This window comes from Mycobacterium triplex (genome assembly GCF_000689255.1).
GTDB lineage: Bacteria > Actinomycetota > Actinomycetes > Mycobacteriales > Mycobacteriaceae > Mycobacterium > Mycobacterium triplex.
In genome coordinates, this window is the sequence record NZ_HG964446.1 from 2,669,554 (window position 1) to 2,683,275 (window position 13,722).

At 69.2% G+C, this 13,722-nt stretch carries 10 protein-coding genes; 6 read left to right on the top strand and 4 right to left on the bottom strand.

The annotated features are described in order from the left end of the window. Positions 1-21: 21 nt before the first annotated feature. From BN973_RS12555 to BN973_RS12565, 3 genes are all read right to left on the bottom strand, one after another. A complete protein-coding gene (locus BN973_RS12555; protein ID WP_036468499.1) occupies positions 22-3,351 on the bottom strand; it encodes a transglutaminase family protein in 3,330 nt (1,109 codons plus the stop codon). Between the two features lie 64 nt (positions 3,352-3,415). Beyond that, positions 3,416-4,369 (bottom strand): membrane protein, encoded by a 954-nt coding sequence (locus BN973_RS12560; protein WP_036468501.1) that lies wholly within the window; start codon positions 4,367-4,369, stop codon positions 3,416-3,418. An 89-nt stretch (positions 4,370-4,458) separates the two neighbouring features. Continuing rightward, a complete protein-coding gene (locus BN973_RS12565) occupies positions 4,459-5,586 on the bottom strand; it encodes a DUF2189 domain-containing protein (protein WP_036468504.1) in 1,128 nt (375 codons plus the stop codon). Positions 5,587-5,757: 171 nt separating this feature from the next. On the opposite strand from BN973_RS12565, the gene BN973_RS12570 reads away from it, so the two are divergent. Then, entirely contained in the window at positions 5,758-7,125 is a 1,368-nt protein-coding gene (locus tag BN973_RS12570; protein WP_036468507.1) for a replication-associated recombination protein A, read from the top strand. On the opposite strand, the gene BN973_RS12575 is transcribed toward BN973_RS12570, so the two are convergent. Further along, entirely contained in the window at positions 7,122-7,745 is a 624-nt protein-coding gene (locus BN973_RS12575) for a hypothetical protein (RefSeq protein WP_036468509.1), read from the bottom strand. The two genes, BN973_RS12570 and BN973_RS12575, sit on opposite strands and share 4 nt — an antisense overlap. A gap of 193 nt (positions 7,746-7,938) precedes the next feature. Between BN973_RS12575 and BN973_RS12580 the strand changes: the two genes are divergently transcribed. From BN973_RS12580 to BN973_RS12600, 5 genes are all read left to right on the top strand, one after another. Beyond that, entirely contained in the window at positions 7,939-8,328 is a 390-nt protein-coding gene (locus BN973_RS12580; RefSeq protein WP_198048986.1) for a secondary thiamine-phosphate synthase enzyme YjbQ, read from the top strand. An 88-nt stretch (positions 8,329-8,416) separates the two neighbouring features. Next, a complete protein-coding gene (gene alaS / locus BN973_RS12585) occupies positions 8,417-11,134 on the top strand; it encodes an alanine--tRNA ligase (protein ID WP_036468512.1) in 2,718 nt (905 codons plus the stop codon). After that, positions 11,135-11,653 carry a Holliday junction resolvase RuvX gene (ruvX, locus tag BN973_RS12590; RefSeq protein ID WP_036468513.1) on the top strand — a complete coding sequence of 173 codons (519 nt, stop codon included), beginning with the start codon at positions 11,135-11,137 and terminating at the stop codon, positions 11,651-11,653. After that, complete coding sequence (locus BN973_RS31670) at positions 11,643-12,890, top strand: endolytic transglycosylase MltG (protein ID WP_036468515.1); 1,248 nt, start codon at positions 11,643-11,645, stop codon at positions 12,888-12,890. Before ruvX ends, BN973_RS31670 begins: the two co-directional genes overlap by 11 nt. Then, positions 12,865-13,713 carry a shikimate dehydrogenase gene (locus tag BN973_RS12600; protein WP_036468516.1) on the top strand — a complete coding sequence of 283 codons (849 nt, stop codon included), beginning with the start codon at positions 12,865-12,867 and terminating at the stop codon, positions 13,711-13,713. Before BN973_RS31670 ends, BN973_RS12600 begins: the two co-directional genes overlap by 26 nt. Positions 13,714-13,722: the final 9 nt, after the last annotated feature.

The following is a 13,722-nucleotide window of genomic DNA, read 5'->3' on the forward strand; positions in this document are numbered from 1 at the left end:
TGCCAGTTCTAAAAGACGCCATTACTGCTGCACGGTACGCACGCGCCGCAGGTCGAGAATGCCCGGCGCGCCGATATCGGTGAATATCCGGGCCTGCTTCTCCCGGATGCCGGACAGGTCCAGTTTGCCCGGGGTGAAGCCGGTCGCCTCGAACCTCCGCGCGCGGCGCGCCTCGGCCTCGACGGCGTTGACGGGCGGTTCGTCGTAGGCGCGCCCGCCGGGATGGGCGACGTGATAGGTGCAGCCGCCGCGCGAGGTCCCGGACGTCAGGTCGACGAGCTCGAACTGCAACGGCACGTCGGTGGTGATCGTCGGGTGCAGCGCGCTGGGCGGCTGCCACGCCTTGTACCGCACCCCGCCCACATGGATGTCGGGGTTGTCGGTGGCCAGCAGTGGCACCGGGTAGCCGTTGCACGTCACCACGTAGCGGTGCCGGTCGGCGCCGATGATGCGGATCTGCAGCCGTTCGACCGAGGAGTCGACGTAGCGGGCGGTGCCGGTCGCGGTGGCCTCCTCGCCGAGGGTGTTCCACGGCTCGATGGCCCCGCGCAGCTCGATCTCCACGCCGTCGAAGACGGCGGTGCCGATGCGCGGGAAGCGGAACTCGGTGAACGGGTCCAGCCAGCTGGTCTCGAACGCGATGCCGTGCGCGCGCAAATCCGCAGCCACGTCCGCGATGTCGTGAATCAGGAAGTGCGGCAACAGGTATCGCCCGTGCAGATTGGTGCCGTGCCGGATCAGCGGGGCGCGCAGCGGCTCGTCCCAGAACCAGGACACCAGCGAACGCACCAGCAGCGACTGCACCATCGCCATGCGCAGATGCGGCGGCATCTCGAACCCGCGCAGCTCCAGCAGGCCGAGCCGGCCGCGGGGGCTGTCCGGGCTGTAGAGCTTGTCGATACAGAACTCGGCGCGATGGGTGTTGCCGGTGATGTCGGTCAGCAGGTGTCGCAGCGCGCGGTCGGTCACCCACGGTTGCGGCGGTCGACCCTTGGAAGACGCAGCAAGCCGGGCGATTTCGGCGAACGCGATCTCCAGCTCGTACAGCGCCTCGGTGTGGCCCTCGTCAACCCGGGGCGCCTGTGAGGTGGCGCCGACGAACCGACCGGCGAACAGGTAGGACAGCGACGGGTGCCGCTGCCAGTAGGTCAGCAGCGACACCAGCAGATCCGGGCGGCGCAGCAGTGGCGAGTCCGCGGGTGTCACGCCGCCGAGGGTGATGTGGTTGCCGCCTCCGGTGCCACCGTGGCTGCCGTCGACGTCGAACGACTCCGTGGATAGCCGGGCCAATCGTGCTTGCTCGTAAAGGGTTTCGAGCTGCTGGCGCTGTTCGTCGAAACTGGCGGTCGGCGCGATGTTGACTTCGATCACGCCGGGGTCGGGCGTGATCGTCGTCGACCGCAGCCGCGGGTCCGGGGGCGGGCCGTAGCCCTCGATCACGATCGGGCGCTGCGTCTTGGCCGCCGCGGCCTCGACGCGCCCGACGAGGTCGACGAAGTGCTCCAGCGCCCCGGTGGGCGGGAGGAACAGGTACAGCAGTCCGTCGCGGACCTCGGCGACCATCGCGGTGGGCGGTGCGGTCTCGGAGTCGGTGGTCTGCGCGCCGGTCGACTCCGTCGACAGCGCGTCGCCGACGGTCAGGGGATCGGCGTCGAACGACGGGCGCGGCGGCTTCCAGCTGACCGAGTTCAGCGGCAGTCGCAGCCCCGCGGGTGAATCTCCCTCGAGCAGCACGATGCGGCCACGGCGGAGCCGCCAGTTCGCGCTGGCCCAGCCGATTCCGTCGTCGCGGCGGTGTAGCGGCAGCACGAATGCGGCTGGCTCCGTGGTGGTCTCGTCGAGGTGAGCCAGTAGCGCGGCGCGCGCCGCGGCGTCGTCGTCGGCGAGGTCGTCGCCGGCTTCGACCGCGTCGCCTTGGGGCAGGCGGACTTTGGCCGCGAGCCGGGCCAACGGGTCCTCGAAGGCCGGCCGCACCTGGGACAGTGGCAACCCCAGACCCTCGGCGACCTCGGCGAGCACCTTGTAGGCCGTCTCGTTGTCCGCTGCCGAACTTGTCGGCTTTTGTGTCCACGGGTCGGCCAGCAGCGCGTCGTCGGTCCACAGCGGCAGCCCGTCGGTGCGCCAGTAGAGCCCAATCTGCCAGCGCGGCAACGGTTCTCCCGGGTACCACCGGCCCTGCCCGCGATGGATCAGTCCGCGCGGGGCCCATACCGCTTTCAAGCGGGCGGCCAGCTCGGATGCGCGCTGTCGCTTGTGCGGGCCGTCGGCGGCGGTCGTCCACTCCTCGTCGACCTGGTTGTCCACCGAGACGAAGGTGGGTTCGCCGCCCACCGTCAGCCGGACATCGCCGGCGGCGAGCCGTTCGTCGACGGCGCGGCCGACCGCGCAGATGGTCTCCCAGGCCGCGTCGGTGTAGGGCAGGGTGACGCGCGGATCCTCGTGGATGCGGGTGACGGTGTTGGAGAACTCCAGTGTGGTCTCACACGGGTCGGTGCTGCCGGTGATGGGGGCCGCGCTCGAGGGATGCGGCGTGGCCGCCAGCGGGATGTGACCCTCACCGGCGAACAGCCCCGAGGTGGGATCCAGCCCGATCCAGCCCGCGCCGGGAATGTACACCTCGGTCCACGCATGCAGGTCGGTGAAATCGGCCGCGGGCCCGGAGGGCCCGTCGAGGGCTTCGACGTCGGAGGCCAGCTGCACCAGGTAGCCGGAGACGAACCGGGCGGCCAGCCCGAACTGGCGCAGGATCGACACCAGCAGCCAAGCCGAATCCCGGCACGATCCGACCCCGGTGCGCAGCGTGAAATCCGGTGTCTGAACGCCGGGTTCCATGCGCAGGCTGTAGGCCACGTCGGCGTTGACCGCCTGGTTGAGCGCGACCAGGAAGTCGATGGTGCGGGTGCCGTCGGGTACCGAGAAGCTCTGCACCCATGCCTGCGCGAGCTCGCCGGGGCCCGAGCCTTCGGTGTCCTCGTCGACGGGCCGCAGATAGGGCTTGAGGTCGTCGGCAAGCGTCTTGGGATAGATCAATCCCGAAGCGGGAGGCCATTTTTCGGCCCAGTCCTCGATGAAGAAGTCAAACGGGTTGATCACCTTGAGGTCGGCGATGAGCCCGACGGTGATCGTCAACTGCTGCATGGGATTCGGAAACACAAGCCGGGCAAGGAAATTGCCGAGCGCGTCCTGTTGCCAGTTGATGAAGTGGTCGGCGGGCTCGACGCGCAGCGAGTAGGCCTCGATGGGTGTACGCGAGTGCGGAGCCGGGCGCAGCCGCACGACATGCGGGAACACCGGAACCAGCCGGTCAAAGGTGTAGCTGGTGCGATGCTCCAGCGCAACTTTGATGCTCATAACCGCTGATCTCATCACAAGGGCAGCAGCGCCGCAGCGCGCCGCGGGTCAGCGGCGCCGGTGGCTACGCGGGCGCCGGGCCCGGTGGCGGACCGGCCGGCGGTCCCGGCTGGTAGCCGGGCTGCTGCAGCGGCACCACCTGACCACCCGAAAGCTTGCGGTAGGCGTAGGTCAGGATCAGCGCCGCGACGGGGGCCGCCACCAGCACGCCGACGCCGCACGCCACCAGGCCGACGAAAACTGTCGCCGCTGTCACCAGCCACACCAGCAGGGCATTGACGAAATTCGACCCGGCCAACGAGAAGCCGGACGAGAACCCCTTGAAGGCGTTCTCCGAGCGGTCGACCACGAACAGGATGACGAATTGGGTGAAGATTCCCACGACGATTCCGGGGACGAAGCACGCGGCGTAACCGATTGAGGTGAGGATGCTGACCAGGAACGCGGCCAGAAACGCCATGCCGAGGTTGCGCGGCTTGAAGAAGGATCCGATGCTCACCGGCCGGCCGTCGGCGAGGTCGAGGCATCCCGACAGGAACCCGGCCTGGGCGAACGCGGTCACGATCAGGGACACGACGTAGCCGAGCCCCACGATGGCCATTCCGGTGGGACTGAGGTTCGCCGCGAAGCTGAAGTCGTAGTCGGAAGAGTCGTAGGGCGTCACGTTCGAGCTCATGTTCTGGCCGACAAAGTTCAGCGTGGACGCCGCGGCGAACAGCAGCGCGTAAACCAGCGTGGGAACGATCAACGCGACGGCGTTCTTGCTGAAGGTGTTCCAGGCCCAGCTGAACGCATCAGCCACGCTGAATTGCGGTTTGGCCGGGCCGCCGTAACCCGGCGGCGGGCCGTAACCGGGCGGCGGGCCGTAGCCGGGGGGCGGCGGGCCGTAGCCGGGGGGAGGGGCGCCGTAGCCGGGCGGCGGGCCGTAGCCGGGGGGAGGGGCGCCGTAGCCGGGCGGCGGCGGAGGCGGTGCGCCATAACCGGGCGGGTAGTTCGGCTGCTCAGGGGGCTGGCTCATGTGCCGTCCTAACGTGCGCGCGCGTGGCCTGGCAACCGAACCTAACAAATGCGCGGTCGGCTGGCGAGGATCGACTCGGCCTGTCGGGGCTAGGCGAACTGCTGTCCGGGTGGGGGCCCGGCGGGCGGCCCCGCCGGGTAGCCGGGCTGCCCGAGCGGCACGATCTGACCACCGGAAAGCTTGCGGTAGGTGTACACCTGGATCAGCGCGGCAACCGGGATGGCCGCGATGATGCCCACCCCGCACAGCAATTCGCCGACCAACATCACCGCGTACTGCACCAGCCACGACAGCAGCGACGGGCCGATGTTCGCCCGCGTCGTCGCGATGCTGGCCTTGATGGATTCCACCGGTGACAGCGACCGGTCGACCACGAACGGGATGGCGAACAAGGTGAGGAACGCGAAGATGATGCCGGGAATGATGCACAGGATTGATCCGACCACGGTGCCGGCCGCGACCAGCAGCGCGACGACGAACACGGAGCCGACATTGCGCGGCCTGAAGAACGTGCCGATCGTCACCGGCTTGCCGTCGGCGATGTCCAGGGCGCCGGTCGTCACCCCCGCGTGCATGTAGATCGCGGCGATGAAGAGCAGCACGTAGCCCACGAGCATGACCGCGATCGACGCCGGGCCATACGCGATGTCGACGCCGCTGGTGGTCTCGCCGTAGCTGTTGGTGTACGTCGTGGTCGTGCTTTCCCCGAAAACCATCGGCAGCAGCGCGGCGATCAGGGCGAACACGGTGATCACCGCGACGTAGATCAAGACCGGGACGACCAGTGCAGCGATGTTTTGCTGGAACTTGCCCCACGCCCACTTCAGCGCCTCGGTGACGTCGAACTGCGGGGAAGCCGGGGCGCCGTAGGCGCCGAAGCCGGGTGGCGGCGGGTAGCTCGCCGGCGGCGCGCCGTAGCCGGGGGGCGGGGGAGGCGGCCCTCCGTAGCCGGGAGGCGTTGCGCTACCGGGTGGCGGTCCGGGCGGGACGGGCGGCGGGTTGTAGCCGCCCGGCGGCGGGCCGTAGCCCGGGGGCGGCGGAGGCGGTGCGCCGTAGCCCGGGGGCGGCGGAGGCGGTGCGCCGTAGCCCGGGGACGGCGGAGGCGGTGCGCCATAGCCCGGCGGCGTCTGACCGGGCGGTTGCGAGTGGCCCGGAGGGTTCTGGTCGCCGCCGAACGGCTCGGCCGGGTCAGCTGGTTGTTCTGGAGGCTGGCTCATTTGCCGTCCTAATTTGCTGTCGGAATAGCTTGCGGGCACACGCGCGCGGAACCTGGCAACCCGGAACTTAGCAAATATGCGCCGGGGGAGCGAGGGTTGGGCTTTGCTTGCTTCGGGGTTTGTCTTCCAGGCCGTCGCCGCCACCGCGCGTACCTGTCCGGTCCGCGTGGTATGCCTGAAGCCGTGTCCGACGGTCTGTTCGACCTGCCCGGCGAATCGCGGACCGCCGACGACGCCCTGCTCGCGTCGGCCAACGCGCCGCTGGCGGTGCGGATGCGCCCCGCTTCGCTGGACGAGGTCGTCGGGCAGGACCACTTGCTGGGGCCCGGGTCGCCGCTGCGCCGCCTGGTCGAGGGCTCGGGGGTGGCCTCGGCCATCCTGTACGGCCCGCCGGGCAGCGGCAAGACGACGTTGGCGGCGCTGGTGTCGCAGGCGACCGGGCGCCGGTTCGAGGCGCTGTCCGCGTTGTCGGCGGGCGTCAAAGACGTCCGGGCGATCATCGACAAGGCGCGACACGGGCTCCTTTCCGGCGAGCAGACGGTGCTGTTCATCGACGAGGTGCACCGGTTCTCCAAAACCCAGCAGGACGCGCTGCTCTCCGCGGTGGAGAACCGGGTGGTGCTGCTGGTCGCGGCGACCACCGAGAACCCGTCGTTCTCGGTGGTGGCGCCGCTGCTGTCGCGATCGCTGATCCTGCAGCTGCGCCCGCTGACGGCCGACGACATCCGCACCGTGGTGCAGCGCGCGATCGACGACCCGCGGGGCCTGGGCGGCCAGATCGGCGTCCGGCCCGACGCGATCGAGCTGCTGGTGCAATTGGCCGCCGGCGACGCCCGCCGCGCGCTGACCGCGCTGGAGGTCGCCTCGGAAACAGTGCGAGAAACCGTTGCGGCGGGCGGCGAGCTGACGGTGGCGGCCGTCGAGCAATCGCTGGACGAGGCCGCCGTGCGCTACGACCGCGACGGCGATCAGCACTACGACGTCATCAGCGCGTTCATCAAATCGGTGCGCGGCTCCGACGTCGACGCGGCGCTGCACTATCTGGCCCGCATGCTCGTCGCGGGGGAGGACCCGCGGTTCGTCGCGCGGCGGCTGATGATTTTGGCCAGCGAGGACATCGGCATGGCCGACCCGACGGCGCTGCAGATCGCGGTCGCCGCCGCGCAGACGGTGGCGCTGATCGGCATGCCCGAGGCCCAATTGACCTTGGCGCACGCCACCATTCACCTGGCCACCGCCCCGAAGTCGAACGCGGTGACCACCGCACTGGCCGCGGCGATGAACGACATCAAGGCGGGCAAGGCGGGTTTGGTGCCGGCCCATCTGCGCGACGGCCACTACTCGGGAGCGGCCGCGCTGGGCAACGCGCAGGGCTACCAATACGCTCACGACCATCCGGATGGTGTTGTCGCGCAACAATATCCGCCCGACGAGTTGACGGGCGTCGACTATTACCGGCCCACCGGGCGCGGCGTCGAACGCGAAATCACCGGTCGCCTGGAGCGGCTGCGCGCGATCATCCGCCGCAACCGCGGCTAGACCAGTTCGGGAACCCGCAGCCGCGCGATCGCCAGCTCGAACTCGGCGACGTCGACGATCTCGGCGCCCAGGTCGCGTGCCCGCCGGCTGCGCAATTGGCTGGCCTGGTCGCTGTTTCGGGCCATCGCCTCCTGGCTGTCGAACGTCGAGCATGCCACCGCTCGCCGCCCGGCCGGGTGGTCGATCATCAGGCTGGCGCTGCAGAACCCCTCGAGGCGCTCCATCTCCGGCAGCACGGCCATTCGATAGAAGTCCATCGATCGTTCGAGCTGATCGGGCACCACCTTGAGCCAGGTGGCGCGCACGAACGCGCCGTCGCGCGACCGGTGACGGCGGTGCAGCGATGCGATGTGCCACTCTTCGACGCTGGCGCTGCCGTCGAACATCAACGCGACGTGGTCACGGATGATCGCCACCCGCTCGGCGCTGGCGCGCATCGACGCGATGGACTCCCAGGAGCTGGTGGCGATGCAGCGGCCGGACTGCCGGTCGACCAGCAGCGACAGCCCGATGTAGCCGTCGATCTCCTGCATTTCCGGCATCACGACATCGCGGACATGGGCGATTCCGATGTCGACCGACAAGGGTTGCCCGTCGATGGTGAAAGAGCGTGCGTACACGATGGCTCCCTACTAGTTCGGGGCAGCGCCCCCGGTGGCGCCACCGGTCCCACTAAATACCTTCCTCCTACCGATCACCTCCTGGCAATGACTTGGCGGCGAGGTCGCGGCGTGTCCGCCCGTGTGGCCGCGCTCACAAGCGATTGGCTGGTCAGCGGGGTCGCGCCGTACCCTTGATCGGGTGCATACGGATCTGCTCGAGGTCGACACCGCCAGCCGTCGCATCGTGGATCTGACCGACGCGGTGCGTAGGTTTTGCTTCTCGTACGGAGACGGGCTGTGCAACGTGTTCGTCCCGCACGCGACGGCCGGGGTGGCGATCATCGAGACCGGCGCCGGTTCCGACGACGACCTGGTCGACACGCTGGAACGGCTGTTGCCGCGTGACGACCGCTACCGGCACGCGCACGGCTCGGCCGGGCACGGCGCCGACCACGTGATGCCGGCGATCGTCTCGCCGTCGGTCACGCTGCCGGTCGCGGCCGGTGAGCCGCAGCTGGGCACCTGGCAAAGCGTCGTTTTGGTCGACCTCAACCGGGACAACCCGCGGCGCTCGGTGCGGCTGAGCTTTTTGGAGGGTTAGCTGTCAAGTAACCGACGGCACCGGGACCGGTACTGTGAGCGGTCGAAACGCGTCGTTAGACAGCCTTTATAGGAAGAAGCGGAAAAGAGTGCAGACACACGAGATCAGGAAAAGATTTCTTGATCACTTCGTGAAGGCGGGTCACACCGAAGTGCCGAGCGCATCGGTGATCCTCGACGACCCGAACCTGCTGTTCGTCAACGCCGGCATGGTGCAGTTCGTGCCCTTCTTCCTGGGCGCGCGCACCCCGCCCTACTCGAAGGCCACCAGCATCCAGAAGTGCATCCGCACCCCGGATATCGACGAGGTGGGCATCACCACCCGGCACAACACCTTCTTCCAGATGGCCGGCAACTTCTCGTTCGGCGACTATTTCAAGCGTGAGGCCATCGAGCTGGCCTGGTCCTTGCTGACCGATTCGGTCGCCGACGGCGGCTACGGCCTGGACCCCGAAAAGATATGGACGACGGTCTTTTTCGACGACGACGAGGCCGTGCGGTTGTGGCAGGAGATCGCCGGGCTGCCGGCCGAGCGGATCCAGCGCCGCGGCATGGCCGATAACTATTGGTCGATGGGCATCCCCGGACCGTGCGGTCCGTCCTCGGAGATCTACTACGACCGCGGCCCGGAATTCGGCATCGAGGGCGGTCCGATCGCCAACGAGGACCGCTACATCGAGATCTGGAACCTCGTGTTCATGCAGAACGAGCGCGGCGAGGGAACCGGCAAGGAAGACTTCGAGATCCTCGGGCCGTTGCCCCGCAAGAACATCGACACCGGCATGGGTGTGGAGCGGGTCGCGTTCATCCTGCAGGGCGTCCACAACGTCTACGAGACGGACCTGCTGCGACCGGTCATCGACATGGTGGCCGCGCGCGCCCCGCGCGGCTATGGCTTATCCGGTTCGGAAGGCAACCACGATGACGACGTGCGCTACCGCGTGATCGCCGACCACAGCCGCACCGCCGCGATTCTGATCGGCGACGGCGTGAGCCCGGGCAACGACGGCCGCGGCTACGTGCTGCGCCGGCTGCTGCGCCGGGTGATCCGCTCGGCCAAGCTGCTGGGCATCGAAGGCCCGATCGTCGGCGACCTGATGACCACCGTGCGCGACGCGATGGGTCCGTCGTATCCGGAGCTCGTCGCCGATTTCGATCGGATCAAGCGCATCGCCGTCGCCGAGGAAACCGCGTTCAACCGCACCCTGGCGTCGGGCTCGAAGTTGTTCGAGGAAGTGGCCGGCACCACCAAAGCGGCTGGGGCCAAAGTGGTTTCCGGCTCGGACGCCTTCACCCTGCACGACACCTACGGCTTCCCGATCGAGCTCACGCTCGAGATGGCGTCGGAGGCCGGCTTGCAGGTCGACGAGGTCGGCTTCCGGGAACTGATGGCCGAGCAGCGGCGCCGGGCCAAGGCCGATGCGGCCGCGCGCAAACATGCGCACGCCGACCTGACCGCTTACCGCGAGCTGGTCGACGCCGGACCGACCGAGTTCACCGGCTTCGACGAGTTGACGTCCGAGGCAAGGATTTTGGGCATCTTCGTGGACGGCAAACGGGTGCCGGTGGTCGCGCACGGTGCCGATGTCGGCGATCGGGTCGAACTCGTCTTGGACCGCACGCCGCTGTACGCCGAGTCCGGTGGTCAGATCGCCGACGAGGGCACGATCAGCGGGACGGGTTCCGGTGAGAGTGCGCGGGCGGCGGTCACCGACGTGCAGAAGATCGGCAAAACCCTTTGGGTGCACCGGGTCAACGTCGAGTCCGGCGAGTTCGTCGAGGGCGACACGGTGATCGCGGCGGTGGACCCCGGCTGGCGCAAGGGCGCCACCCAGGGTCACTCCGGTACTCACATGGTGCACGCCGCACTGCGACAGGTGTTGGGCCCCAACGCTGTTCAGGCCGGATCGCTGAACCGTCCGGGTTACTTGCGCTTCGACTTCAACTGGCAGGGTGCGCTGACCGACGAGCAGCGCAGCGACATCGAGGAAGTCACCAACGAGGCCGTGCAGGCCGACTTCGAGGTGCACACCTTCCACGAATCGCTGGAGAAGGCCAAGGCGATGGGCGCGATGGCGCTTTTCGGTGAGGCCTATCCCGACGAGGTCCGGGTGGTGGAGATCGGCGGGCCGTTCTCGCTGGAGCTGTGCGGGGGAACCCACGTGCACAACTCGGCGCAGATCGGTCCGGTGACCATCCTCGGCGAATCGTCGATCGGCTCCGGGGTGCGCCGGGTGGAGGCCTACGTCGGGCTGGAGTCGTTCCGGCACCTGGCCAAGGAGCGGGCGTTGATGGCGGGGCTGGCGTCGTCGCTGAAGGTGCCGTCGGAGGAGGTGCCCGCGCGGGTGGCCAACCTGGTCGAGCGGCTCAAGGCCGCCGAGAAGGAAGTCGAACGCGCCCGGCAGGCCGGTGCGAAGGCCGCGGCGGCGAATGCGGCAGCCGGTGCGGAGCGGATCGGTAACGTCCGTGTGGTGGCGCAGCGGATGGCGGGCGGGATGACGGCGGCCGATCTGCGTTCCCTCGTCGGCGACATCAAGGGCAAGCTGGGCAGCGATCCCGCGGTGGTCGCGCTGATCACCGTCGGGGACGACGGCGCGACGGTGCCCTATGCCGTCGCCGCCAATCCGGCCGCTCAAGACCTCGGGATCCGGGCCAATGACCTGGTCAAGCAGCTCGCCATGGCCGTCGACGGCCGCGGCGGCGGCAAGCCCGACCTGGCGCAGGGCTCCGGAAAGAATCCGACCGGTGTCGACGCGGCGCTAGAGGCGGTCCGCTCCGAGATCGCCGTGATAGCGCAGGTCGGTTGAGTGGCTTTGGCAGAGCATCGCTTGCCCGACCGGCCCGGCGACCCTAATCACGACCCCGGGCGGGGACGGCGGCTGGGCGTCGACGTGGGCAGCGTGCGCATCGGGGTGGCCGCCAGCGATCCCGACGCCATCCTGGCCACGCCGGTGGAAACGGTGCGCCGGGACCGCTCCGGTAAGCACGTACGACGGCTCGCCGAGCTCGTCACCGAACTGGAAGCGGTCGAGGTGGTCGTCGGGTTGCCCCGGACGCTGGCGGACCGCACCGGGCCGTCGGCGCTCGACGCGATCGAGGTGGCTGAGGCGCTGGCCGAAGTCTTGGCGCGGGGAGCCGCGCCGGTGCCGGTGCGGCTCGCCGACGAACGACTGACCACCGTCAGCGCGCAGCGTTCGCTGCGCGCGGCGGGAGTGCGAGCCAGACAGCAGCGCGCGGTGATCGACCAGGCGGCGGCCGTGGCGATCCTGCAGAGCTGGCTGGATCAGCGCCGGGCCACGCTGGGGAGTGTCATCGATGGTGGATAGCGCGCGGGACGAACGGGCCGAGCCGGCCGCCGTCGGGCCGCCCCGGCACCGGACCAGCCGGATGGCCCGGATCAAGGCCGAGCGGGGGCGCCGGCGCCGGCGTTTCACCGGCCGGATCGTCTTGGGTGTGCTCGTCGTCATCGTGGTGGCCGCGGTCTTCGTCGGCTTCAAGATGTGGCACACGGTGTTCGGCGCCGGGGACGACTACAGCGGAGACGGCAAGCGCGACTTGGTGATTCAGATCCAAGCCGGCGACTCGACGACGATGGTCGGCGAGACGCTGCACAACCAGGGTGTGGTCAAGACCGTGCGGGCCTTCATCAACGCCGCGCACGGCAACGCCGCGATCAACTCGATCCAGCCGGGTTTCTACCGGATGCGCACCGAGATCCCGGCCGATTCGGCCGTCGCGCGCCTGACGGACCCCGGCAACCGGGTGGGCAAGCTGGTCATTCCGGAAGGCCGTCAGCTCGACGACACCACCGACATGAAGACCAACAAGGTCAACCCGGGCATCCTGACGCTGATCTCGCGCGCCACCTGTGTTGATCTCGACGGCAACAAACACTGCGTCTCGTCGGACGACCTGCGCGCGGCCGCCGGCAACACCCCGCCCAACGTGTTGTCGGTGCCGGCCTGGGCGATTCAGCCGGTCACCGAGCTGGGCACCGACCACCGCCGCCTCGAGGGGCTGATCGCGCCCGGGACCTTCAACGTCGACCCGTCGGCCTCGCCGCAGAACATCCTGGCGAACCTGATCAGCGCCGGGGCCGCGATGTACATGCAGTCCGGGCTGGTGGACACCGCGCAGGCGATGAAGCTGTCGCCGTACGACATCCTGGTGGTGTCCTCGCTGGTGCAGCAGGAATCCAACTCGCAGGACTTCGCGAAGGTGGCGCAGGTCATCTACAACCGCCTCAACGCGCACCACACGCTCGAGTTCGACTCGACGGTGAACTATCCCCTGGACCGCCGCGAGGTGGCCACCAGCGACGCCGACCGGGCCCAGAAGACGCCCTGGAACACCTACGTCTCGCCGGGCCTGCCGGCCACGGCGATCTGCTCGCCCGGCATCGACGCGCTGCATGCCGCCGAGCGTCCCGAGCCGGGGGACTGGTTGTACTTCGTCACCATCGACGCCCAGGGGACCACGCTGTTCACCAGGGATTACAAGCAGCATCTGGCCAATATCGAGCTGGCTAAGCACAACGGTGTCCTCGACAGCACACCCCGCTAGCGCGGGACCGCGAAAAGCGGCCGTCCTCGGGTCGCCGATCGCGCATTCGAAATCCCCGCAACTGCACCTCGCGGCCTATCACGCGCTGGGCCTGGACGACTGGACCTACGAGCGCATCGAATGCGGCGCCGAGGAGTTGCCGGGGCTCGTCGCCGGGTTCGGGCCGGAGTGGGTCGGCGTGTCGGTGACGGCGCCGGGCAAGTTCGCCGCGCTGGCGTTCGCCGACGAGCGCACCGAACGTGCGGAGCAGGTGGGATCGGCCAACACGCTGGTGCGCACGCCCCGCGGCTGGCGGGCCGACAACACCGACATCGACGGGGTGGCGGGGGCGATCGCGCAAATAGGGGGAGCCTCGGGATGGGCGCTGGTCTGTGGATCGGGCGGCACCGCGCCCGCGGCCGTCGTCGGCCTGGCCCAGCTCGGCGTCAGCGGCATCACCGTGGTGGCGCGCAATCCCGAGAAGGCGGCCCGGCTGGTGGACCTGGGCACCCGGGTCGGCGTTGCGACGCGCTTCCGCGGGCTGGACGGCCCCGACGACAGGGGCCTGGCCGACGAAGTAGCCGCCGCGGAGGTGCTGGTCAGCACGATCCCGGCCGAGGTGGCGTCCCGGTATGCCGCCACCTTCGCGACGATCCCGGTGCTGCTGGACGCCGTCTACGACCCCTGGCCCACCCCGCTGGCCGCCGCGGTGGCCGGCGCGGGCGGGCGGGTGATCAACGGCGTGCAGATGCTGCTACATCAGGCCTTCGCGCAGGTGGAGCAATTCACCGGGCAACCCGCCCCGCGCGCAGCGATGACTTGCGCTTTGGCCGCCCTGGATTAGCGTCTCGCG

Coding starts and splice junctions, on each gene's coding strand:
- BN973_RS12555 (WP_036468499.1), bottom strand. CDS start 3,351: ATGAGCATCAAAGTTGCGCTGGAGCATCGCACCAGCTACACCTTTGAC.
- BN973_RS31670 (WP_036468515.1), top strand. CDS start 11,643: ATGGTGGATAGCGCGCGGGACGAACGGGCCGAGCCGGCCGCCGTCGGG.
- BN973_RS12570 (WP_036468507.1), top strand. CDS start 5,758: ATGCCTGAAGCCGTGTCCGACGGTCTGTTCGACCTGCCCGGCGAATCG.
- BN973_RS12560 (WP_036468501.1), bottom strand. CDS start 4,369: ATGAGCCAGCCCCCTGAGCAGCCGAACTACCCGCCCGGTTATGGCGCA.
- BN973_RS12565 (WP_036468504.1), bottom strand. CDS start 5,586: ATGAGCCAGCCTCCAGAACAACCAGCTGACCCGGCCGAGCCGTTCGGC.